Genomic DNA, 20,751 nt, shown 5'->3' with positions numbered 1-20,751 from the left:
GGTTCATATTTATTAGCCATGGAGCACTCGAAGGAGCGAATTTGATGTCACTTTTAAAGAGCAAAGTAACACCACTTTGTTTAAGTACCGCCTTAATTGCTATCTCCTCCACCGCATTGGCTAACCCGCTATCGGGTTTAATTAACAACCTCAATCAACTTCAGTCACAACCTGCCCAAAAAGAGGAAGTAAAACCTGAAGCACAGCAAGCGCAGGTTACAGCGGAAGGCGGTGAAAAATACGCTGCGGGTTACAGCCAAGCGTTTTATCCTGTCAAAGAGCAATTAAAGTCAGGGGCTTCAGAGCAGGCGCTTAAAACCCATAAAGAAGCTTTTCTGGATAAAGACGCTAGCTTCTTATCTCAGGTAGAGCATGGGGTTGTAGCACTGGATACTAAAAACCCTGAAGTGGCTATCGAGGCGTTTGCCAAAGCTGAGCGCATTTTAGGGGAAGAGTACGCAGGGTCTAAAATTGGCAGTATGCTGGCAGGCTCTTCCAAAAATATACTATCGATGATTACCGGTGCAGGAGAGTTGACTGATTATCCGGGCGAATCATTCGAGCGCATTTTAATGCTTAACTACAAGTCGATAGCCTACATGTTACAAGGTGAGCGAAAGGCATACAACGTCGCACGTCGTTCTATCGATTGGCAAAACATAGAACGAGACCGATTCAGAGCCGAAGTTCAAGCAGCGAAAGAAGAACTTGAAAAGCAAGTTGCCGAGCAGGAAGAGAAGGGAAACGATCTTACGGGATTTGGTTTCACTGACACCATGAATAAATACTATGGAGAGACTAAGAAACAGGCCACACAACTGCCTAGTGCTTATGTTAATCCATTTGGTTTTTACATGACTGGCATGGTACAGGAGTTTGATAGTTATGATGATCGCTCCCTGCGTGATAATGCTCGCATCTCCTATAAAAAAGCGTTGGAGTTAAACCCAAAAAGTAAAGTGATTCAGGCGGCTGCTGCCGCGATGAAAAAGGCCCCCCGTAAAGGTCGGCGACTTGTTCATGTTGTTGTAGCCGATGGGTTTGCGCCTGAGAAACGCACGGTAAGGTTTGACTATAACGTGGGTGGAGTCATGTTACCGGTGAAGATTCCGGTTTATGAGGCGGAAACATCACCAATCTACCGATTTGAGATCCAAACCGTGTCGGGTAAACGTCTATCTCGTGTTTATCCAGTTGCTGATATAAACAGCATCGCGCTAAGACATCAATACGATAGTCTACCTTTTCAACAGCTGAATATGACGGTATCGGTTATCCGTAGCTATTTTGAAAACCGAGCGCTCAACAAGCTTGGCTTTATCGGAAAGATGGTCAGTGATAAACGCCAAGAAGTTGCTAATCCGGATATGCGCTCATGGATATCCCTACCCGAAAAGTTTTTGGCGGCGCGTTTAGAGGTTCCGAAAAATTTAGATCGCATTCGTATTAAAGGGTATGACAAGCGGGGCCGTACATTGGTGAATGAAGTGGTGAAACTAAACAAGCAAAGCCATAACTTTGTTTATGCCCGCAACATTGGCAAAACAATGAAAGTTTCTTCCAATACCAACAAACTATGGGCGCCTGTGCGCTAAGGAAAGCATATGATTCGTAAAGCTAAGCTACTCATTTTCAGTATTCTCTCTGTTGTGGTGCTCACTGGCTGTAATAGCGTAAGAACCCCAGATGAAACCCAAAGAGCTTTGGTTAACTCAGATCATCCTCGTGCCCAGTTAGTGTTAGGTAATAAAGATCTGCTGGATAATGTCATTTTTCGTGATGTGATTTTTGGACAAGTGGGTAACTTCACCCGTGCTCAATTTCAGCTAGAGAACCTCAGTGATCAGCGTATGAGTCTTGAATATCAGATCAACTGGTTAGATAACCAAGGGTTCACGGTACTCAGTAACAATGCTTGGCACCGTTTTACTCTTGGGCCACGCCAAGTGAAGACGCTGCAGAGTGTAGGTAAATCAGAAAATGCATACAAAATCCAAGTCACGGTTAGATACCCAGATGACTTGTTCATAGAGTCACATAAACTTGAAAAAGCTAAAAAGTAATCTTGAAACGAAGGGACATACCTAATGAATATCAAACAACTTTTTTCCGTTAGTCTGATGGCTGTAGTATTAGCAGGGTGTAATACCATGCCGGGTAAAGGTGGGCAGGCTGGTGTCTCTGTGATGGACCCAAATAGTCGTGCTCATTTAGATACTGAACTCACCATGGCTGACTACACAGCGTTTGCAGAAAACGTGACTAATAAAATGCTGAGCTCTCAGCTGGTACAAAAATGGGGTTCTAAAAAGCCACGTCTTATCGTTTCTCGACTGCAAAATAATACAGATAACGAAAACATCCGTATGCAGGATATTCATGACCGTATTACAGAGACTATCCTGAACTCAGGCGTTGCTCGTTTGGTTGATACCTCCGCTACGCGTTTTGACTATGTCGTGCGTACCGAACTCTCATCTACACGCCAATATGGAGCGGACGGTGCAGAGCTGGCTTTCTTTAAACTAGAATTTAAAATGTTCAAAATAGATGGCGAAATGGTAGGCCAATGGTCTGATGTTCTGCCACTAGGCCGCGCACAGCAGAAGTTCCTGTAACAAGTTAAAAGCCCGGCTAAGCTTTTGTTAGGCTGGGCTATTCAACTCTATTTGACCAACCATCGTGTAATTAATCAGTGTCTCACCTCTTAATGTAACCTTGTTTACCTGAGTTAAAAGAAAACCTTCTGACTCAAAAAAGTGTTTGGCTGGCTTGCTGGCCTCCACATACAATGAACCAATGTTTCGCTCTTTTGCCATTCGGCGCGCATATGTTAAAAGCGCACTCGCTATACCTTGGCCTTGAAATAAAGGGGCAACATATAGGCAATCAATATGGCCGTCCTCTTCCAGCTCAATAAAACCGACTAGCTTACCTTTGTTCTCTGCAACAAAGGGGCGTTTTGTGTTACAGCGGAGCTGCCAGAAATCATAATCAGGCGGGGTAGGTGCCCAAGCTTCTCGTTCAGCGTCTGTGTAATCATCGGAGGAGATGGCATGAACAGCGTCATGAAAGAGAGTGGCTAGTTTGGCTGCATCGTCGGGATGATAATTACGAATGAGAATGGCTAGTTCCCTCCCTCTCTACACTTTTTCTTGGATGGCGGTAGATATGCCACTGTGCACCCCGAAAGGGGACTTCCTCTTCAAAGCATGCGCCAATAGCCTTTGCTAATTGTATGGATGCATGGTTATCTGCATTAATAAAACTGATCAGAGAGATGTGGGGTAAAAAATCCTGTCCTGTTTTCTGAACCGCTCTGGCGGCCTCACTCGCAAACCCTTTACCCCAATAATCAGGCGCCAATGCCCACTTTATTTCAGGGCTTGGCCAATCGTTAGGAAACCAAAAACCGGCGGTTCCTAGCACTCGCCCACTCTGTTTTTCCTCTATAGCATAGGGGCCATAACCGCGAATTTGCCAATGGCCAATCATGCTACACATTGTTCTCCAGGTTTCACCCTCAGTAAAGGGCCTACCTACCGTAAACTTAGTAGCTGCGTCTGAAGAATAATAGTGATGCAGGTCTTCCCAGTCCGATTCTGTAAACTGTCTAAGAATTAGGCGCTTGGTCTCAACTTTATTTGGCACGAGAAAAGTCATAGTGTTCAGCTCTTGGATTAATCAGAGTAGGTTATGAAACCTTAACATAGCGACATTAGAAATTTAGTTACTGCACTGAGTACGCATAGAGAATTAGTTATTGCTTAATAGTACTTCAAGCCAGTTTAGAAATGTAACGATATGTCTGTGGTCGTAATGTTCTTTATCTGGCACGTAGTAACACAGCTCAGATTGGACCGACTGGGTTCCAAATTGTTGCAATAAATTAGCTTTTACGAGTCTTTGTGTAAGCGTAGTGGAGCAGAAGACCAGCCCGTTTTCTGTCATGGCCTGCTGAATGCCAAAAAGCTCCTGATCAAACTTCTTAATAATAAAGTTTTCCTCGCTGAGTTTATTGGCCTGTAGCCAAGCAGCCAGTGGTGGTTCTGGTAGTTCCTCGTTTTTCCATTCGGTAGTAAAAAGGGAAATAGGGGTGGTTGACCAAGACCCTGGATTCACTTCACGGGCCCCAAATATATCAAAGGATTCGTGCTTGAGTATGCTAGAGGGTTCGACTGTTGTTGAGTTACCAAAACGTACAGGTAGAGTATATGCATGATTGTCGACCGCTTCTCCCGTTGATATTTCCACGGAGATATTGGGGTTAGACTGCGAAAACTCTTGCATAGAGGGGATCAGAATCATGGCAGCTAAAGATGATGTGGTCGTCACCCTGATCAAAGAGTCGGCGGTTCTTAACTCCGCCAAGGCGCTTTCTATTCTCCGAAAGCCATCAGAGGTTCCTCTGGCCAGTTGTTTTCCTGCTCGGGTAAGCACAATTTTCCTTGTCTCCCGATGAAATAAATTAACATTCAGCCTGCTTTCGAGATTGCCTATATGGTGTGAAATAGCTGTTGGTGTTAGCGAAAGCTCTTCAGCAGCCAGTTTAAAACTACCAAGACGAGCAGCAGCCTCGAACGCTTTTAATGCTTGCAGAGATACTTGCACAGTAAATTCCTTTTTTTAGAAAGGTTATCTATAGATAAGTATAGCTCATCTATAGATGTGCTTTTATCGTTTGTTCTACTCTGCATAAAATACGCAAAATATACCGAGTATTTAACCAAATCAGGTATTGGCAAATGAGTAAATTATTACATATAGATTCAAGCGTAAGGGCTATTAATAACCTAAACCCAGAGCATAATTCGCTTTCAAAGAGCATAGCACTACGCTTTGTAGATGTGTGGAACGATAAACGGCCTAAAGATGAGTATATCTATCGTGATGTGGGAGTTAATCCGCCAGAGTTTATCACCCAAGATTGGATTGGCGCGGTGTTTACGCCTGACGAAAAGAGAAGCGAAGATCAAAAAAGCATACTAGCATTGTCGGATGAAATGATAGACGAAGTGTCGTCTTCAGACATTATTGTAATATCTTCTCCCATGTATAACTACGGCATGCCGGCTCAGTTAAAGGCATGGTTTGATCAAATCGTGCGTATAAATAAAACCTTTAGCTTTGATCTATCCAGAGGGGACTTTCCATTGCAACCGATACTATCGGGGAAAACGCTAGTGACGATCACATCGAGTGGGGAGTTTGGTTTTGAAAAAGGTGGAGTTAGAGAAGGCTCTGGTCATTTGGCACCTCATCTGCGAACCCTTAGTAAATATTTAGGGGTAGAGACAACGTATGAAATTGCATGTGAATACCAAGAGTTTGGTGATAGCCGGCATCAAGCATCTGTTGCTAATGCGCTTAATCAGGCCGAGGTACTTGCATCCGAATTATCAACCAGCATTTCCACGCTTTAAAATAAAGCGCTCTTATTGCTAAAAGCGTGTGTAGGGCTTAGCAAATACTTGATAATCATCAAAATAGACAATTTTTCCAGGGTTAGTCGTTGTAATCTGATCTACAACGACACCCCGGTTCTCGAGCAGAGAGGATAGCTCTCTGGCTTTTGCAATATGGTTTGAAGCAGAGGCTTTAAACCAACTAATAAATACATCAGATTTCCTTGCTTTCTGTTTATTCAGGTAATCCAAAGGGGATGCTAAGTTATCATCAAACCAATGCATTACATCATCCACATGACTAAGCTCGTAGTCATAGAGATGGCCTTCGTTTTTCAGGCAATATACTGCCTGAAAAATCCCTCTTCGTTGGTTAGAGTCCTCATCTAGCTCATCAATAACAAATCGGATGTACATCTATTTAAGCCCACTTACAGACCATAATAGTTTTTGATACCTGACAAAATACTGGTGATCGCAACGGCTGATAAAATGATCCCCATAATACGACTGATCACGCTGGCGCCGCTTTTACCAATCAACTTATCGATCCAGCTAGCACACAGAAGAAGAATCAATACGACAACAAGCACCAGCAGCATGATAAACGCGGTTTGTAGTTGCTCAGTAACATGAAAGCGGTCTTTCTCGGTTAGCATGATGGCGGCAAGAATTGCCCCGGGGCTGGCAATTGAGGGGATAGCTAAAGGGAAAATTGCTTTTTCAGTACTGCTGTGGGTAAGTTTAAGCTCCTCCTCTGGCTTACCGTCCCCAAAGATCATCGTTAAGGAAAACAAAAACAATATTACTCCGCCTGCAACTTCAAAGGCTGAAAGTGGTATGCCTAACGCGGTTAGAATGAGTTCGCCAACGACAATAAAGAAGAGCAAAATAACGGCTGAGATCGCAGTTGCCTGCAATGCAATTTTACGTTTCAGCTGCCTGTCATAGTGGGCTGTAACCGCTAAAAACACAGGTACCGTGCCGATAGGGTCAATTACGGCAAAAAAGAAAATAAAGGTCGAAGCAAATTCATCCATCAATCAAAGCCTCGTACAATGAGTACAGCAGAGTCAGGCCTTACGAGGCCTATAACTGAGTTTGATCAGGAAATAACAACCACCAAGGGCAATGATAATGATCCCTAAACCGATGATTGCCAAAGGGTCATACTTTTCTAAATCTAGCAGAATTACCTTACGTGAAACCGCTATCACGGCAACGAGTAGCACGACCTCTGCATGGATAACATTCTCTTTGAAATACATCTCCACGGTTTCTATCAGCTCAAAACCAATCAAAATGATAAAAAAGAAACCAAAGATTCTAAAAAGCTCATCAATCTCAAGAAACAAGACATCATCGGTCGGATCAAATAGATCTGTGTAGAGCAGAATGCCTAATTCAACAATTGAGATGGCAACAATGATGGTCATTAGAATCAGAACAATAAACGACATCAACCGTTTTACCGAATGCACTAATGACACGGCTTTATTGATTTCTTCACCCATAATGTGACGCTCCCCATCTGCCGTAAGATCCCTAAACACGAGCCACCCATGGTAAGGGATCTTAACAGCCAGCTTCAGACAACGGAAGCGGTTGTTTCTATAGCGCCGCAGAGTTCTTCCAGCGATACTCCATCTGGGTTGCTGTCTTTTCAGCCAGTTCGCGAGAGGCGAGTTTGCTCACCAAAAACAGACTCATATCGATACCCGAAGAGATGCCGCCTGAAGTGACAATGGCGCCATCCTCAACCCAGCGTTGCTTTTCCAGTACATTCAATGCAGGGTAGGTACTCTTTAGATCAGGTATATCTTCCCAGTGTGTAGTTACCTGTTGATGAGTGACTACACCCGCTTCTGCTAGTAAAAAGACACCGGTACAAACGGATGCTGTCAGTTGAGTCTTGGATGATGTACGTGCTATCCAATCCAGTACAGGCGGTTTTTTGAGTTCTTCTGTATGCACGCCCCCGACGACGACTAGCACATCAAGCGCGGGTGCATTCGCTAAGGTGAAATCAGCCTGCACAGTAAAACCTCCACGGGCGATAACGGTTGATTCCTGAGCGATCAGGCTCACGTTCCAGTGATCAGCTCCCAGCCTTTTGGCGGTACTAAACACCTCAAAAGGGCCAGCAAAGTCGAGCACTTCTGCGTTGTCGTAAAAATAGATGCCAATATTCATCATGAACTCCCATCGTTATAAGATCTAAATCAGGCAAAGAGCAGTCTAGGTTGTGCGTCAGCGAAGTGTGACCTCAGGAATCGGGTGTGCCTGACACTAAAACGAAGCCCTCGTCTATCCAGCCGGTGACACCACCGATCATCTTCTTTACGGGACGGCCCAGCTTGGCTAAGCGAATAGCGGCTTTCTCTGTGCCATTACAGTGGGGGCCTGCACAGTACACCACAAACAATGTATCGGCAGGGTAGCGTGATAAAGCGGCTTCGTTGATACGCGGATGAGGCAAGCTTTCGGCGCCTTCTACATGGCCCTTGGTAAAACACTCAATACTACGTACATCGAGCAATACAAAGTCTTGGCGACCGTTACTGATCGCGTGGTGTACATCCCAGCAATCGGCCTCAAAACGTAATAAGCCTTCAAAATGGCGTAATGCTTCTTCACTGCTGGCGGCAGCTACGCGAGATACGGCAGATGACATAACAATGACTCCTTTTCGATATGTATGTCATGCCAGTATCGAGCAAATAGGCTGTTCATACTGCTGGCTTAAAAGACATATATCGTTAACTTTAAGCCAAAGTGTCAATTACTCAGATTCTCTCTTACGATTTAATAGCACAGGCCCTGAGCCTTCAGCTGCCAATTTATCGTCTTCGTTATATAAGGGGCAGTTTTTCATCGATAAACAGCCGCAGCCGATGCACCCCGTTAATGAATCACGTAACCTCTCTAAATAGTGAATACGCTGCTGCAACTGATGATTCCATTGTTTAGACAGCTGCTCCCAGTCGTGTTGGGTGGGGGTGCGATTATCTGGCAAACTGGAAAAAGCCTCACGGATTTCCTCTAACGTCACCCCCAGCTTTTGCGCTGCTTTAATCACCGAAATACGCCTAAGTACCTCTGGAGAATAACGCCTTTGGTTGCCCGCATTGCGATAGCTAAATATCAGACCTTTGCTTTCATAAAAGTGCAGGGTGCTTACCTTTACACCTGCACGTTTTGCTACTCGGCCTACGGCCCATTCACCCATTGTCATACTCTCTATAAAAAAGTTAAAAAAATGCTTTACCTCAACTTAACTTGAGGTTTTAACATGCCCTGCATCTTGAATCAAACACTGTTAAGGAAACACGATTATGATGCAGCTAGAACATATAAACCTTGTGATAAAAGACCTAAGCGCGTCGTTAGCGTTTTACCAAGCAGCCTTTCCCCATTGGGTGATCCGCGACAAAGGCCATGGTGAATGGTACGGCAAACCAAGAACCTAGTTACACTTTGGTGATGACTTCCAGTACTTGGCGCTGAATGAATATGGTGAAGGGGAGAATAGAGACCACACAGGCCACCAAGTCGGGTTGGCACACTTTGCATTTATCACCAATAATATTGATGCCATGATCGCCCGACTAGAAAAAGCTGGTTTTAGCATCAGTAACCCAGGGGCAAAAAACACCCACCGGCGCAATGTTTACTTTACCGACCCCGATGGGTTTGAAGTGGAGTTTGTACAGTATCTCAGTGATGCACCAAGTGAAAGGAATCTAACAGAGGGGTAAATCATTCTGTAGCTTAGTGACGCCTTGTGATACTGCTTAGTTGAGACTATAATGACCGATATAAAGACCACTTAAGAGACCTATTGTATGACCACTAGGATTTTGGCCGATGTTGCAGCCAGTATTACAGAGCTAAAAGCTAACCCTATGAAAGTTGCAACTAGCGCTTATGGTGAACCTGTAGCTGTATTAAACCGAAATGAACCAGCGTTTTATTGCGTGCCTGCTGAAGCGTATGAATTGATGCTCGACAGACTCGAAGATCTTGAGCTGCTTGCTATTGCTAACGAGCGTGAATCTGAAGAGAGCATATCGGTAAATATTGATGACCTGTGAAACGCCCTGTGCGAACCTGCATGTAGGGAGTTGTGGGGGCTGAGGGTTATTAGATCCGATTATAAGCCGCTTACAGGCCACCACGTTATTGCAACGATAATAGAGGGTATTAAACAAGCAATGAGCCGATGCCAGATTGTTCCAGACAAAAACAGCAATGATTTATATCGATTACGGCCAATGAAATTGTAGATGTGCTCTGCTTGGAACATGACAAAAAATACTGATACTAACCAAAATATTGTAGGCACCTGCTCGTAAAATTCGTATGAAAACCAAATATAGAGAAACATCGAAGCAACTACCATCAAACCGCTGCTCATATATCTATCAATTAACGAGTTACTTGTCATTGCATATTCTCATTCGATTCATTAACTCTATCTATTTTACCAGTAGGCTTAAAAAAAGCAGGAGTATCTGTGCTTAAGCTTGACAGTGGGAGTCATACCAACGCTTTGTTAGGTGTGTTTTTTTTCTGATATCCAAAATTTGTGTTTGCTATCTAGAAACACTATATAGAACGTACTCTCCGAGATGAAACCTGCGACCCTCGGTTTCCCTCCTATGCCTTCTATAACAGCCCACTCGACATTTTCCTCAACGTGTTGTGGATGAAAAAAATCAGTCTTATTTTTGGGTGGAAAGTCACCATAAGGCTTTATTTGGTGCTGATTAACCGCCTCATCTCTGGATAGTTGCGAAATCGCTGAAAGTCTATTTATAAGAGGGTTGAGCAATTCTAGCTCTTCCCATAGTGCAATAGTTTCAGGTTGTTTAGAAGGTTGTGTTTGATCCAAATACTTGAAACTAAAAGTCATGAGTTCTCTATTTTGGATAACTTTTCTTTCGTTTCTTGTATTTTCTTTACGTGACCTATCTTTTCTTCCGCTTCTATCACGCTTAGCCATTCAGGATTTCACCTAAATCATCTATGGAACCGAAAAGAGGGATGGCGCCATACTTTCCTGAAAGGTAATCTTTACTGTAACTGCCTTCTTTCCTTGTGTAGTGTTCTTTGTATTCAACAAGCGAATATATTTCACTTTCATTAAGGGGGGTTTTTTCAACAAACCAAATTTGATCTCTTCTAAATAACTCTTTAGTTAACAGGTTTGTATCATGACAGGTTACAATTAGCTGGCTAGCTCCTTGATTACTTTTATGATAAAGATCAATAATAAATTTACATAAAAGGGTATGGAACTTATTGTCAAACTCATCGACAATCAAAATCTCTTCATTTTTAATCACATCATACAACGGACCTAGAAGATAGATTAATTTCTTTGTACCTTCGGATTCTAACGAGAGTGGAAAAGAATAAAACTTTCCAGTTTCAGGGTTTACCTTAACAATTTTAATCAGTTTCTTTTTTATCTTATTTTTTTCTATGAAGCTATGAAGCTTGCTTAATGCATCATCAAGATCGGAGTCATCTAAAGAACCTTTCTTAAGTAAAGGAAGGTTTTCTTCGGTCTCATCGACAATAATATCTTCGATTTGAAGAGATTTTAGGATTTCAAGAGACCATTCTTTGAATTCACTATTTTCTTCGAATAAGTCAATGGTGAACTCTTTAAATCCATAGTCATCTAGTCCAGAAATAACGTTTAGTTTTTGAAACCAGTCCGTCACGACAACTGATTTTTTGCCATTGAACTGGGATAATACAGAAACAAATGGAACAAACGGTTTTGTTTTTTCAATATTCCAAGAGTCACCTTCCTTATGAACAAAGGATTTTGCTTCACTGAATGAGCGTTGGTTGAAAACTACCTTTTGCCCTTCTCTATGAAATAATTGAGTCTCTCTTGATGTTTTAGTCCAGTAGAGCCACTCTTCAGAAATTACCCCTTGCTCGATAGATATACCATACCGATACATGTTATCCATTGCTAAGAATGTAATCTCAAACTCCGTCGGTTTGTCAAAGAGATTTTCTTTTAGTAGAAATGGAACGACTTTCTTTACTGTCTTATCATTAATCGAATCTAGAGATTCAAGAACAAGGCTTTTTAATGTGTTAAGCGCAGCTGCGAAATTAGATTTTCCAGAAGCATTTGCGCCGAAAATAGATGCACTTTTTAAAAGGCTATTAATACCATAAGCATTAATTTGTTTGGTGTTATTTAGATTGTAATTCTCTTTGGTTGAGGTAGACGCGAGCATACTCAACTCTTGTTTCGAGTTGAAGGAAGAGTAGTTTTGCAAGGAAAAATCTATAAGCATTGTTTATGCCATATATTGAAAATTATATAAGCTTAACTATATCACTTAACCATGATCTTTGCAAAAATAGCACGATAACGAAGCTTAAGTGCATGATTTTTGCGGGCAGATGGGGAGCACCTAACGCTTCAAACAGGGGCGTGCATTAGCGCGTCCCGGCCCGAAGGGCCCTTGCTGCTTTGGTTTGTTAAGTGTTTACCCCAGCCCAGACCTACTACATACGATGAAAGCAACGAAAAACCTATGCTAAAAAAAGCTAGTGATTCAACGTAGTCTTGGTTCGCGTGAGCGAGGACGAGCGACAAAACCACCAGCGGCAGACTTAGGAAAACTGCACATACCAATACGGCATAAATTGGTTTTACTCCATTTACTTTTCCGTACCACAAGCCAACAAAACAACCTGCAATTAGTCCAGACAAACAAATAGCATCTTGACCGGAGTATGTTCCTGCCAATTTATAGAGGCCTATAGTTCCCAAGCCTACGAGGAGAAACATCAATACTAAAATAGTTAGGATGTGCTTGATCATATTTTTACACTTAATATTTTATTCACCTGCGTGAGTGATATCATTCCTTACTTAAAGGTCAGAAACCGCTCTAACACATTATTTTTTAATAAGCTTTTTGGAAGGAGTTATCAGGTGGCTTCCCTGTAAATGCGCATGCGCAATATCATTCTGGCGTGTGCGCGTTATCTTCCTTGAGCTTGTTTCTATTTACTTGATTGTAGTGGAGTTGTAGGGGTTGTCCAGCAGAATAGTGTGCACTGGGGTTAGACAAAGTGCGCATCTTTTTTGACTTTTGCTAAATATGCTGTATAAAAAAACAGTATTAATCTTGTGTGGTGGGAATGCAGCGGTGAAGTGGTGCGATGCGTAAGATCATCCATTGTGATTGTGACTGTTTTTATGCGGCGGTCGAGATGCGCGATTTTCCTGAATATCGGGATATTCCGTTAGCGATTGGTGGCAGTACCGATCGGCGGGGTGTGATTGCAACTTGCAATTATGCGGCGCGTGCGTTTGGGGTGCGTTCGGCGATGGCGACGGCTCATGCGCTTAAGTTGTGCCCGCAACTTAAGGTGATTCCGGGGCGTATGGGGGTGTATAAGGCGGTATCGGTACAGATTATGGCGATCTATCAGGAGGTCACAGCGCTGATCGAGCCATTGTCACTGGATGAGGCGTATTTGGATGTGTCGGATACGGAGTTGTTTCAGGGCAGTGCGACCCGTATTGCGCAGATGCTCAAGGCGAGGGTACAGGCCGAGACCGGTATTACGATTTCGGCGGGTGTTGCGCCGAATAAGTTTTTGGCAAAGATTGCCAGTGATTGGCAAAAACCGGATGGACTGTTTGTGATTACACCGGATCAGGTTGATGCGTTTGTGTTGTCGCTTCCGGTGGATAAGCTGCACGGGGTAGGGGCAAAAACGGCTGAGCGATTGCATGCCATGGGCGTGATGGTGTGTGCTGATTTGCGCCGCCAGCCGCTGAGTTTACTGATCGAGCAGTTTGGCCGTTTTGGTAAGCGTTTGCATGAGCTAAGTTTGGGGATTGATAACCGTGAGGTGTCGAATCACCGTATTCGTAAGTCGGTCAGTGTTGAGCATACCTTCCCTAAGGATTTAGCAACATTGGCGGCGTGTTTAGCGCAGATTGCCCCTTTGTATGCGGAGCTACAGGCGCGTTATAGTAAGCATAAAGCGTCGTTGGGTATCCAAGGGGTGTTTGTAAAGTTGAAGTTTAATGATTTTACGCAAACCACGGTGGAGCAGCATGTGCAGGGGGATCAACCGGGGTTGTTTCCGATTTTGATGGAGCAGGGTTTTTTGCGCGCAAATAAGCCAGTGAGGTTGTTAGGCTTGGGTTATCGTTTACAGCCTGGGGGTGTAGAGGTGGCCGAGCAACTGCCGTTATGGCCAGCTAACCAAGGAGTCAATCCGCATGACATTGACTGATTTAGCCGCCCGTGTCGCGGGGTATGTGATCCATCCGGATTTTAGGGATGAGGCGTGTGGTTTACGTTGTTGTGAGTTGGCGCTTGCAGCTTTGCGAACGGGGGATTATGGCGTCGGTGCGGTGTTGCTGGATGCTGCGGGAAATACTTTGATCGAGGCGCAGAATCAGGTGTTCTCAGGGGGTTATTGTTCGTCGGGCCATGCAGAGATGCGATTGATAGATCGTTTTGAGTCTGAACTGGCCGGCCAGTTGAACCCCGATGATCTGAAGCTGGTGGTCTCTTTGGAGCCTTGCCCCATGTGTTTGAGCCGGATTCTGTTAGCTGGTTTTGGGGTCGTTAAATATATGGCGGAAGACCCAGCGGGAGGGATGGTATCTCGGTTGGATGATATGCCGCCTGCGTGGCAAAACTTAGCGAGTTTACAATCGTTTTATCATGCGCATATCAGTGATGCACTTCGCCAATTGGCACAAGACCTTGCACAATATGGGGTCGCCGAGTTACGCAAAAATTTGCTGGCGCAACGCCAGATCTCTTCTTCATAAGGGTTGATGGGTTTTATTGAATTGTCACGCTGGTGTGTCAGCATGGGGTGATTTCTGTTAAAATCCGGCACTTTTTTAACCCCGTTCAAACTGTTTAACACACATCCCATTTCGGAGTGATGAATGTTTCAACTGCTCGTTTCTAAAACTCAAAGTATGAAAAATGACCTGCTGTCGGGTTTGACAGTGGCGCTGGCCCTCGTGCCGGAGGCGGTCGCCTTTGCTTTTGTCGCTGGTGTAGAGCCGCTGGTTGGCTTGTATGCGGCCTTTATGGTGGGCTTAATTACGGCGGCGATTGGTGGTCGTCCGGGTATGATCTCGGGTGCTACGGGTGCGCTGGCGGTGGTGATGGTCAGTTTAGTGGCGCAGCATGGTGTGCAGTATCTGTTTGCTACGGTGGTGCTGATGGGTATTTTGCAGATCCTTGCGGGGGTGTTTCGTTTAGGTAAGTTTATTCGCTTGGTACCCCATCCTGTGATGTTGGGATTTGTGAATGGTTTGGCTATCGTTATCTTTTTGGCGCAGTTAAAGCAGTTTAAATTCACGGATGATAGCGGCCAATTACAGTGGCTGCAGGGTAGTGATATGGGCATGATGCTCGCTTTGGTGGCATTAACGATGGCGATTATTCACTTTTTGCCTAAGTTTACCCGTGTGATTCCCTCATCATTGGCGGCGATTCTGACCGTGACTTTATTGGTGATCGGCTTAGATCTGGATACCCGTACGGTGCAGGATGTGTTGGCGAATATGACCGGTAACCCTGCTGCGACAATTGCGGGTGGTTTGCCTGATTTTGCGATTCCGATGGTGCCGTTTACCTTAGAGACGCTTTATATCATCTTTCCGTATGCGGTGATTTTAGCGGCAATTGGTTTGATTGAGTCGTTGCTGACGTTGACCTTGATTGATGAGGTTACAGAAACCCGCGGGCGCGGTAATAAAGAGTGTGTAGGGCAGGGTGTTGCCAATGTCGTGACAGGTTTCTTTGGAGGTATGGGCGGTTGTGCCATGATCGGCCAGAGCATGATTAATATTAACTCGGGTGGCCGTGGTCGTGCATCGGGTATCTCTGCGGCGCTATTTTTGTTGGCGTTTATTTTGATTGGCGCCAGCTTGATCGAAATTATTCCGGTTGCTGCGCTGGTGGGCGTGATGTTTATTGTGGTGATTGCGACCTTTGAGTGGGCGAGCCTGCGTTTGTGGGGCAAGGTGCCAAAAGCAGATCTGTTGGTTGTACTGACGGTGACGGTGGTCACGGTAATGACCGACTTGGCGATTGCGGTGGTCGTGGGTGTGATTATGTCGGCGCTGATGTTTGCATGGAAACATGCTAAGCATGTGGAGTTTGAAACCTGGACCGAGAATGAAGGCAACACCAAGGTTTACTTATCCCATGGGCCGCTGTTTTTTGCGTCTGCGCAGAGCTTCCGTGATAACTTTCAACCTAAGAGTGATCCGGATGATGTGATCATCGATTTTAAAGATTCTCGTGTGATGGATCATTCGGGTATTGAGGCGATAGATGCGGTGGCTGAGCGCTATCTAGCAGCAGGTAAGACGTTGCATCTGCGCCACCTTAGCCCTGAGTGTGTGTCTTTACTTCAAAAAGCGGGTAGTTTGGTTGAGGTCAATCTGATCGAAGATCCAAAATACAAAGTAGCAGACGACCAGCTGGCGTAAGCCGCCGGTCGTTGGTTTAAAGGGCGCTTACTTGCGGGTAAGTGCCTGACCTTCAAAAGTAATACCTGTCCAGCCATCTTGCATAAAGTTGCGAATATTGGCGTGGTCATTTCCCTCTGGCGTATTGAGTACGTCTTGATAAAAGCGCCCGAAGCAATGCAGGGTTTGTTGCTCGTTCAGTTCCATGAGTTTGGCAAACGCAAAGATCTTGCATGATCCTTCATTTTGTCCTGCCCCATTGATCGCTTTGCTATCGCTTAGTCCATTGGTGAAGGCGGTTGGGGTGTAGTCGAAATGCTCGCTAATAACGGCGATGCTGTCTTCAAAGTCGACTTGAGCGGGGGTGTTGAGCTGTTCGCAAAAAGCTTCGGGTGTCATAGCTGTCCTTTTTTCTTGGTTACGTTTAGGGAAAGCTTTTTAACATGAATGATTGAATAGTTCACGGCTGGTATAAAAAAAGCGGCCAAAAGGCCGCTTAAGCTTGCACTTCCCGATCAATGCTGAAGAATTTGGCTCAGGAATAGTTGGGTACGTTCGTGCTGCGGATTGTTGAAGAACTCGTGAGGCTCGTTCTCTTCAATAATTTGGCCGGCATCCATAAAGATAACGCGGTCAGCAACGGTTTTAGCAAAGCCCATCTCGTGCGTTACACACAACATGGTCATGCCGCCTTCATCGGCTAGCTCGATCATAACGTCCAGTACCTCTTTGATCATCTCGGGGTCGAGTGCAGAGGTCGGTTCGTCAAACAGCATCACATCGGGGTTCATACACAGGGAGCGGGCAATAGCCACACGCTGTTGCTGTCCACCCGATAGCTGGCCTGGGTATTTCAGGGCTTGATCCGGAATTTTAACGCGCTCAAGGTATTTCATGGCGGTTGCTTCGGCTTCAGCTCTAGGGACTTTTTTCACCCAGATAGGTGCTAAGCAGCAGTTTTCCAACACGGTCAGGTGAGGGAAAAGGTTAAAGTGCTGGAACACCATACCGACATCTTTACGGATCGTTTCGATGTTTTTAAGGTCGTTGGTTAGCTCGACACCATTAACGATAATGTCACCTTTTTGGTGCTCTTCTAATCGGTTAATGCAACGAATCATTGTCGATTTGCCAGAGCCTGAAGGCCCGCAAATAACGATACGCTCACCCCGTTGCACCTCAAGGTTAATGTTTTTTAGTACGTGGAATTCGCCATACCACTTGTTGACATCTTTTAACTCGATCATCAACTTTTCAGAGTTTTTCTGTGCTTCTTGTGTGCTCATAATAATAGGTTCTCCACGTCGTCTTAGCGCGTGTTATGGCCAGTCTGTAAACGTCTTTCCAGTCCCATGCTGTAGCGGGACATGCCAAAACAGAAGATCCAGAATACAAAGCCAACGAAAATATAGCCTTCGGTCGCAAAGCCAAGCCATTCAGGGTCGCTGTTAGCGGATTGAACAATAGCCAGTAGATCAAACAGGCCGATGATCAATACCAGACTGGTATCTTTGAACAGGGCGATAAAGGTATTAACGATACCGGGAATCATCAGTTTTAAGGCTTGGGGAAGGATAATAAATATCATCGATTTCCAGTAGCCCAACCCCAGTGCGTCTGCTGCTTCATATTGGCCTTTAGGGATGGCTTGCAAGCCCCCGCGGACAACCTCGGCAATATAGGCGGACTGGAAGAGTGTGATACCGATAAGGGCACGAACCAGTTTATCTAATGTGATCTCTTCGGTTACGAACAGTGGCAGCATTACCGATGCCATAAAGAGTACGGTAATCAGCGGTACGCCTCGCCAAAACTCGATATAGATGACCGAGAACGAACGAATAATCGGCATGTTAGAGCGTCGTCCCAGTGCGAGCACGATACCCAGAGGCATGGCCGCTACGATACCGATAACGGCTAGCACCAGCGTCAGGCTTAAGCCGCCCCATTTATGGGTTTCGATAACCTCTAATCCAAAGCTACCACCATAAATCAGGAAGAAAGCAATGAATGGGTAGATCAACAGCGTAAATGCGGCGACGTAGCCTTTATAAGGTGTCTTTTCAATAACCAGCCAAGCGATACAGGCCGCAAAGATGATAAAAGCCGCATTAATACGCCAGTAGCCCTCTTCTGGGTAGAAGCCATACATAAACTGATCAAAGCGATGGGTTATAAATACCCAGCAAGCACCACCCGATGTGCAGGCTGCTTTGGAGTCTCCGAACCAGTCAGCGTCTATAAACATCCACTTTAGGGCAGGCCCTAAGGTCATGAGCAAAAAGTAACCCAATACAATCGTAGCGGCTGAGTTGATCGGCCCATTAAACAGGTTGCGCTTCATCCAGCCCAGCACACCGGTTGTGTTCGCTGGTGGTGGAAGAGTAGGTTGTAATTCGTATTTCATATCTACTCCCTATCTCTCAATCATCGCGCTGCGCTTGTTATACCAGTTCATGAACATCGAAGTGAGTATGCTCAAGGTGAGGTAAACAGCCATCGTCATAAAGATAATCTCAATCGCCTGGCCTGTTTGGTTCAGGGTTGTGCCCATGAATACAGATACCAGATCTGGGTAACCAATGGCGGTTGCGAGTGAGGAGTTTTTTGTTAGGTTGAGGTATTGGCTTGTCAGTGGTGGAATAATGACACGCATCGCCTGAGGAATAATGATAAACCGGAGGGTGCGCCCCCGTGGTAAGCCTAGTGCGCTAGAGGCTTCTAATTGCCCATGGGGAACGGCAAGTATGCCACCACGAACTATCTCGGCAATAAACGCCGCTGTGTAGATCGTGAGTGCCAGCCATAGGGCGATTAACTCAGGAATAATAGTAATTCCGCCCCGGAAGTTGAACCCTTTAAGCTCAGGGTACTCAACGGTCATAGGAGCACCTGCCAGTAAAAAGACAACCAGCGGTAAGCCTACGATTAAGCCTAGGGCTGCCCAGATTACTGGAAAATCCTGGCCCGTTTCATCTTTGCGTTTTGCAGCCCAGCGGCCCATGAGCCAAGCGCCTACAAAACCGATTATGATCGCGAAAATAACCAAGCCAAAGCCGCTTTGAGCAACAGGTTCGGGTAGATATAAGCCGCGGTTGTTTAAAAATGTCCCCATAAACTCGAAACTTTGTTTCGGTGAGGGTAGGGGTCTAAGTACTGCGACATACCAGAAGAAAATCTGTAGTAACAAAGGTATGTTACGGAATATTTCGACATAAATGGTACAGATTCGAGAGATTAACCAGTTCTGTGATAAACGGCCAACGCCTAATAAGAAGCCTAAAAAGGTGGCTGCAATAATACCTAAAATCGAAACTATTAATGTGTTCAGTAAGCCGACGAAAAAAGTGCGTCCATAGCTATCAGCTTCTGTGTAAGGAATAAGAGACTGAAGAATCCCAAAGCCAGCCTCAACGCTCAGGAAATCAAACCCTGTCGTTATACCGCGTTGCTCTAGGTTGCTCAGCGTGTTGTTAATAATGATGAGGAGAAAGGCTGCAAGACCCAGTACCAGTAAAACCTGGAACAGCAAAGCGCGCTTATCTGGATCATTCCAGAAACTGGTGCTTTTTTTTGCGGCCTTCTCCGGGGTTGATCGATTTGATGACGACATCGAACTCTCCACGGGCACAAAACAGAGGAGCCTAAGGAACAGGCTCCCACAATCACTTTAAATGTGGGAGAAGCATGCTTCTCCCACTATTTATGATTAGCGCATTGGTGGTGCGTATTGAAGACCACCGTTGCTCCATAGAGCATTGATACCACGGGATACTTTCAATGGTGAGCCTTCACCCACGTTACGATCGAAAGATTCGCCATAGTTACCAACCTGTTTGACCACTTGGTAAGCCCAATCGTCATTTAGACCTAGACCGTTACCTTTTGGACCTTCTAGGCCGATTAAGCGACGAACGTTAGGATCACGAGATTTTTTCATCTCTTCAGCGTTTGCTGATGTTACGCCTAGCTCTTCGGCATTCAGCATTGCATTGTGAGTCCACTTAACGATGTTAAACCATTGGTCATCACCTTGGCGAACCACAGGGCCTAGCGGCTCTTTGGAGATCACTTCAGGTAGTACCATCGCTGCATCTGGTTTCTCTAGTTTGATGCGTAGTGCATAAAGCTGAGATTGGTCAGAGGTCAGTACGTCACAACGACCTGATTCAAACCCTTTAACTGTCTGGTCTGAAGTGTCAAATACCACAGGTGAGTAGCTCATACCGTTGAGACGGAAGTAATCCGCTAGGTTCAACTCCGTTGTTGTACCTGCCTGGATACAAACCGCAGCGCCATCCAGTTCTTTGGCGCTTTTAACGCCTAGGTTTTTAGAAACCATGAAGCCCTGGCCGTCGTAGTAGTTCACGCCAGCAAAGTTAAGACCCAGCTGAGTATCGCGTGTCTGAGTCCAAGTGGTGTTACGTGGCAGAATATCAATTTCGCCAGACTGCAACGCCGTAAAACGCTCTTTAGCCGTTAGCGGGATATACTTAACTTTAGTGGCATCGCCAAGTGTTGCAGCAGCAACCGCACGGCACATATCAACATCTAAGCCTTTCCAGTTGCCTTTGTCATCTGGGTTCGAAAAACCAGGCAGGCCTGTACTCACGCCGCACTGAATAACACCACGGGCTTTAACCGCATCAAGTGTTCCTTCAGCCATTGCGTGGCCAGCGAATCCTACAGACAGAATGGCAGCAGTTATTAAGCTTTTCTTCATCATTAGGGTAATCCTCCTGGGATCAGGGAAGTTGTTGTTATTGTGGTCTGTAATATGTTGCGTTTGAGGAGCAACATCCGGTGGAGAACTATGCAAAGGGTATACCTACTTTTAGTTTTTTA

The 20,751-nt window shown here is 45.1% G+C and carries 26 protein-coding genes; 10 read left to right on the top strand and 16 right to left on the bottom strand.

Going from position 1 to position 20,751, the window contains the following annotated elements:
* Window positions 1-44: 44 nt before the first annotated feature.
* The 3 genes from F0U83_RS11385 to F0U83_RS11375 are packed head-to-tail and all read left to right on the top strand — an operon-like array spanning window position 45 to window position 2,618.
* Window positions 45-1,595: a COG3014 family protein gene (locus F0U83_RS11385; protein WP_138987091.1), complete on the top strand. Its 1,551-nt coding sequence runs from the start codon at window positions 45-47 to the stop codon at window positions 1,593-1,595.
* A 9-nt stretch (window positions 1,596-1,604) separates the two neighbouring features.
* On the top strand, window positions 1,605-2,063 hold the full coding sequence (locus F0U83_RS11380) for a DUF1425 domain-containing protein (RefSeq protein WP_138987092.1): 459 nt from the start codon (window positions 1,605-1,607) through the stop codon (window positions 2,061-2,063).
* 24 nt (window positions 2,064-2,087) lie between these two features.
* A complete protein-coding gene (locus F0U83_RS11375) occupies window positions 2,088-2,618 on the top strand; it encodes a hypothetical protein (RefSeq protein WP_138987093.1) in 531 nt (176 codons plus the stop codon).
* A gap of 27 nt (window positions 2,619-2,645) precedes the next feature.
* Here F0U83_RS11375 and F0U83_RS11370 read toward each other — a convergent pair whose 3' ends face one another.
* From F0U83_RS11370 to F0U83_RS11360, 3 genes are all read right to left on the bottom strand, one after another.
* A complete protein-coding gene (locus F0U83_RS11370; protein ID WP_246077693.1) occupies window positions 2,646-3,053 on the bottom strand; it encodes a GNAT family N-acetyltransferase in 408 nt (135 codons plus the stop codon).
* A gap of 58 nt (window positions 3,054-3,111) precedes the next feature.
* Window positions 3,112-3,663, bottom strand: coding sequence for a GNAT family N-acetyltransferase (locus tag F0U83_RS11365; protein WP_138987094.1), 552 nt, complete (start codon window positions 3,661-3,663; stop codon window positions 3,112-3,114).
* A gap of 93 nt (window positions 3,664-3,756) precedes the next feature.
* Entirely contained in the window at window positions 3,757-4,611 is an 855-nt protein-coding gene (locus F0U83_RS11360; RefSeq protein ID WP_138987095.1) for a LysR family transcriptional regulator, read from the bottom strand.
* A 134-nt stretch (window positions 4,612-4,745) separates the two neighbouring features.
* On the opposite strand from F0U83_RS11360, the gene F0U83_RS11355 reads away from it, so the two are divergent.
* The gene (locus F0U83_RS11355; protein ID WP_138987096.1) at window positions 4,746-5,423 is read left to right on the top strand and encodes an FMN-dependent NADH-azoreductase; all 678 of its coding nucleotides are present in this window, start codon (window positions 4,746-4,748) and stop codon (window positions 5,421-5,423) included.
* Between the two features lie 18 nt (window positions 5,424-5,441).
* On the opposite strand, the gene F0U83_RS11350 is transcribed toward F0U83_RS11355, so the two are convergent.
* The 6 genes from F0U83_RS11350 to soxR all read right to left on the bottom strand — a co-directional run bounded on the left by F0U83_RS11350 (window position 5,442) and on the right by soxR (window position 8,634).
* A complete protein-coding gene (locus tag F0U83_RS11350) occupies window positions 5,442-5,822 on the bottom strand; it encodes a hypothetical protein (protein ID WP_138987097.1) in 381 nt (126 codons plus the stop codon).
* A gap of 14 nt (window positions 5,823-5,836) precedes the next feature.
* Complete coding sequence (locus tag F0U83_RS11345) at window positions 5,837-6,445, bottom strand: MarC family protein (protein ID WP_138987098.1); 609 nt, start codon at window positions 6,443-6,445, stop codon at window positions 5,837-5,839.
* A 33-nt stretch (window positions 6,446-6,478) separates the two neighbouring features.
* The gene (locus tag F0U83_RS11340) at window positions 6,479-6,919 is read right to left on the bottom strand and encodes a phosphate-starvation-inducible PsiE family protein (protein ID WP_138987099.1); all 441 of its coding nucleotides are present in this window, start codon (window positions 6,917-6,919) and stop codon (window positions 6,479-6,481) included.
* Window positions 6,920-7,016: 97 nt separating this feature from the next.
* Window positions 7,017-7,601, bottom strand: coding sequence for a DJ-1/PfpI family protein (locus F0U83_RS11335; protein ID WP_211343643.1), 585 nt, complete (start codon window positions 7,599-7,601; stop codon window positions 7,017-7,019).
* A 70-nt stretch (window positions 7,602-7,671) separates the two neighbouring features.
* Window positions 7,672-8,079 carry a rhodanese-like domain-containing protein gene (locus F0U83_RS11330; protein ID WP_138987100.1) on the bottom strand — a complete coding sequence of 136 codons (408 nt, stop codon included), beginning with the start codon at window positions 8,077-8,079 and terminating at the stop codon, window positions 7,672-7,674.
* 108 nt (window positions 8,080-8,187) lie between these two features.
* Window positions 8,188-8,634, bottom strand: coding sequence for a redox-sensitive transcriptional activator SoxR (gene soxR, locus F0U83_RS11325; RefSeq protein WP_420813331.1), 447 nt, complete (start codon window positions 8,632-8,634; stop codon window positions 8,188-8,190).
* Window positions 8,635-8,740: 106 nt separating this feature from the next.
* Here soxR and F0U83_RS17370 point away from each other — a divergent pair, with 106 nt between their 5' ends.
* The 3 genes from F0U83_RS17370 (at window position 8,741) to F0U83_RS11315 (ending at window position 9,499) form a co-directional block, all read left to right on the top strand.
* Window positions 8,741-8,875: a VOC family protein gene (locus F0U83_RS17370; protein WP_338036376.1), complete on the top strand. Its 135-nt coding sequence runs from the start codon at window positions 8,741-8,743 to the stop codon at window positions 8,873-8,875.
* A gap of 27 nt (window positions 8,876-8,902) precedes the next feature.
* On the top strand, window positions 8,903-9,163 hold the full coding sequence (locus F0U83_RS17365) for a VOC family protein (RefSeq protein ID WP_338036375.1): 261 nt from the start codon (window positions 8,903-8,905) through the stop codon (window positions 9,161-9,163).
* Between the two features lie 87 nt (window positions 9,164-9,250).
* On the top strand, window positions 9,251-9,499 hold the full coding sequence (locus F0U83_RS11315; RefSeq protein WP_138987102.1) for a type II toxin-antitoxin system Phd/YefM family antitoxin: 249 nt from the start codon (window positions 9,251-9,253) through the stop codon (window positions 9,497-9,499).
* Window positions 9,500-9,960: 461 nt separating this feature from the next.
* Here F0U83_RS11315 and F0U83_RS11310 read toward each other — a convergent pair whose 3' ends face one another.
* Together F0U83_RS11310 and F0U83_RS11305 are read right to left on the bottom strand one after the other, a co-directional pair.
* Window positions 9,961-10,410 carry a hypothetical protein gene (locus F0U83_RS11310; RefSeq protein ID WP_138987103.1) on the bottom strand — a complete coding sequence of 150 codons (450 nt, stop codon included), beginning with the start codon at window positions 10,408-10,410 and terminating at the stop codon, window positions 9,961-9,963.
* Entirely contained in the window at window positions 10,403-11,671 is a 1,269-nt protein-coding gene (locus F0U83_RS11305) for an AAA family ATPase (protein WP_170221765.1), read from the bottom strand. Before F0U83_RS11305 ends, F0U83_RS11310 begins: the two co-directional genes overlap by 8 nt.
* A gap of 937 nt (window positions 11,672-12,608) precedes the next feature.
* Between F0U83_RS11305 and dinB the strand changes: the two genes are divergently transcribed.
* From dinB to F0U83_RS11290, 3 genes are all read left to right on the top strand, one after another.
* On the top strand, window positions 12,609-13,697 hold the full coding sequence (gene dinB / locus F0U83_RS11300) for a DNA polymerase IV (RefSeq protein WP_138987105.1): 1,089 nt from the start codon (window positions 12,609-12,611) through the stop codon (window positions 13,695-13,697).
* Complete coding sequence (locus F0U83_RS11295) at window positions 13,684-14,244, top strand: nucleoside deaminase (protein WP_138987106.1); 561 nt, start codon at window positions 13,684-13,686, stop codon at window positions 14,242-14,244. Before dinB ends, F0U83_RS11295 begins: the two co-directional genes overlap by 14 nt.
* A 123-nt stretch (window positions 14,245-14,367) precedes the next feature.
* Entirely contained in the window at window positions 14,368-15,927 is a 1,560-nt protein-coding gene (locus tag F0U83_RS11290; RefSeq protein ID WP_138987107.1) for a SulP family inorganic anion transporter, read from the top strand.
* Between the two features lie 27 nt (window positions 15,928-15,954).
* On the opposite strand, the gene F0U83_RS11285 is transcribed toward F0U83_RS11290, so the two are convergent.
* The 5 genes from F0U83_RS11285 to F0U83_RS11265 all read right to left on the bottom strand — a co-directional run bounded on the left by F0U83_RS11285 (window position 15,955) and on the right by F0U83_RS11265 (window position 20,629).
* On the bottom strand, window positions 15,955-16,305 hold the full coding sequence (locus tag F0U83_RS11285) for a HopJ type III effector protein (RefSeq protein WP_138987108.1): 351 nt from the start codon (window positions 16,303-16,305) through the stop codon (window positions 15,955-15,957).
* Between the two features lie 116 nt (window positions 16,306-16,421).
* Window positions 16,422-17,192: an amino acid ABC transporter ATP-binding protein gene (locus F0U83_RS11280; RefSeq protein WP_138987109.1), complete on the bottom strand. Its 771-nt coding sequence runs from the start codon at window positions 17,190-17,192 to the stop codon at window positions 16,422-16,424.
* A 23-nt stretch (window positions 17,193-17,215) separates the two neighbouring features.
* Window positions 17,216-18,313 (bottom strand): amino acid ABC transporter permease, encoded by a 1,098-nt coding sequence (locus F0U83_RS11275; protein WP_138987110.1) that lies wholly within the window; start codon window positions 18,311-18,313, stop codon window positions 17,216-17,218.
* 9 nt (window positions 18,314-18,322) lie between these two features.
* Window positions 18,323-19,519, bottom strand: coding sequence for an amino acid ABC transporter permease (locus F0U83_RS11270; protein WP_138987111.1), 1,197 nt, complete (start codon window positions 19,517-19,519; stop codon window positions 18,323-18,325).
* A gap of 96 nt (window positions 19,520-19,615) precedes the next feature.
* Entirely contained in the window at window positions 19,616-20,629 is a 1,014-nt protein-coding gene (locus F0U83_RS11265; protein WP_138987160.1) for an amino acid ABC transporter substrate-binding protein, read from the bottom strand.
* Window positions 20,630-20,751 lie beyond the last annotated feature (122 nt).

It is taken from the genome of Neptunomonas concharum, assembly GCF_008630635.1.
Taxonomy (GTDB): domain Bacteria; phylum Pseudomonadota; class Gammaproteobacteria; order Pseudomonadales; family Balneatricaceae; genus Neptunomonas; species Neptunomonas concharum.
This window is presented reverse-complemented; position numbering and strand designations above follow the sequence as displayed.

What these genes read in the sequence shown, in the direction of transcription:
- F0U83_RS11310 (WP_138987103.1), bottom strand. Translation starts at nt 10,410, where the DNA reads ATGGCTAAGCGTGATAGAAGCGGAAGAAAAGATAGGTCACGTAAAGAA.
- soxR (WP_420813331.1), bottom strand. Translation starts at nt 8,634, where the DNA reads ATGGGTGAATGGGCCGTAGGCCGAGTAGCAAAACGTGCAGGTGTAAAG.
- F0U83_RS11345 (WP_138987098.1), bottom strand. Translation starts at nt 6,445, where the DNA reads ATGGATGAATTTGCTTCGACCTTTATTTTCTTTTTTGCCGTAATTGAC.
- F0U83_RS11365 (WP_138987094.1), bottom strand. Translation starts at nt 3,663, where the DNA reads ATGACTTTTCTCGTGCCAAATAAAGTTGAGACCAAGCGCCTAATTCTT.
- F0U83_RS11270 (WP_138987111.1), bottom strand. Translation starts at nt 19,519, where the DNA reads ATGTCGTCATCAAATCGATCAACCCCGGAGAAGGCCGCAAAAAAAAGC.
- F0U83_RS11305 (WP_170221765.1), bottom strand. Translation starts at nt 11,671, where the DNA reads ATGCTCGCGTCTACCTCAACCAAAGAGAATTACAATCTAAATAACACC.
- F0U83_RS11285 (WP_138987108.1), bottom strand. Translation starts at nt 16,305, where the DNA reads ATGACACCCGAAGCTTTTTGCGAACAGCTCAACACCCCCGCTCAAGTC.
- F0U83_RS17370 (WP_338036376.1), top strand. Translation starts at nt 8,741, where the DNA reads ATGATGCAGCTAGAACATATAAACCTTGTGATAAAAGACCTAAGCGCG.
- F0U83_RS11315 (WP_138987102.1), top strand. Translation starts at nt 9,251, where the DNA reads ATGACCACTAGGATTTTGGCCGATGTTGCAGCCAGTATTACAGAGCTA.
- F0U83_RS11380 (WP_138987092.1), top strand. Translation starts at nt 1,605, where the DNA reads ATGATTCGTAAAGCTAAGCTACTCATTTTCAGTATTCTCTCTGTTGTG.
- F0U83_RS11265 (WP_138987160.1), bottom strand. Translation starts at nt 20,629, where the DNA reads ATGAAGAAAAGCTTAATAACTGCTGCCATTCTGTCTGTAGGATTCGCT.
- F0U83_RS11280 (WP_138987109.1), bottom strand. Translation starts at nt 17,192, where the DNA reads ATGAGCACACAAGAAGCACAGAAAAACTCTGAAAAGTTGATGATCGAG.
- F0U83_RS11295 (WP_138987106.1), top strand. Translation starts at nt 13,684, where the DNA reads ATGACATTGACTGATTTAGCCGCCCGTGTCGCGGGGTATGTGATCCAT.
- F0U83_RS11385 (WP_138987091.1), top strand. Translation starts at nt 45, where the DNA reads ATGTCACTTTTAAAGAGCAAAGTAACACCACTTTGTTTAAGTACCGCC.
- F0U83_RS11275 (WP_138987110.1), bottom strand. Translation starts at nt 18,313, where the DNA reads ATGAAATACGAATTACAACCTACTCTTCCACCACCAGCGAACACAACC.
- F0U83_RS11340 (WP_138987099.1), bottom strand. Translation starts at nt 6,919, where the DNA reads ATGGGTGAAGAAATCAATAAAGCCGTGTCATTAGTGCATTCGGTAAAA.
- F0U83_RS11375 (WP_138987093.1), top strand. Translation starts at nt 2,088, where the DNA reads ATGAATATCAAACAACTTTTTTCCGTTAGTCTGATGGCTGTAGTATTA.
- dinB (WP_138987105.1), top strand. Translation starts at nt 12,609, where the DNA reads ATGCGTAAGATCATCCATTGTGATTGTGACTGTTTTTATGCGGCGGTC.
- F0U83_RS11350 (WP_138987097.1), bottom strand. Translation starts at nt 5,822, where the DNA reads ATGTACATCCGATTTGTTATTGATGAGCTAGATGAGGACTCTAACCAA.
- F0U83_RS11355 (WP_138987096.1), top strand. Translation starts at nt 4,746, where the DNA reads ATGAGTAAATTATTACATATAGATTCAAGCGTAAGGGCTATTAATAAC.
- F0U83_RS11290 (WP_138987107.1), top strand. Translation starts at nt 14,368, where the DNA reads ATGTTTCAACTGCTCGTTTCTAAAACTCAAAGTATGAAAAATGACCTG.
- F0U83_RS11330 (WP_138987100.1), bottom strand. Translation starts at nt 8,079, where the DNA reads ATGTCATCTGCCGTATCTCGCGTAGCTGCCGCCAGCAGTGAAGAAGCA.
- F0U83_RS11335 (WP_211343643.1), bottom strand. Translation starts at nt 7,601, where the DNA reads ATGATGAATATTGGCATCTATTTTTACGACAACGCAGAAGTGCTCGAC.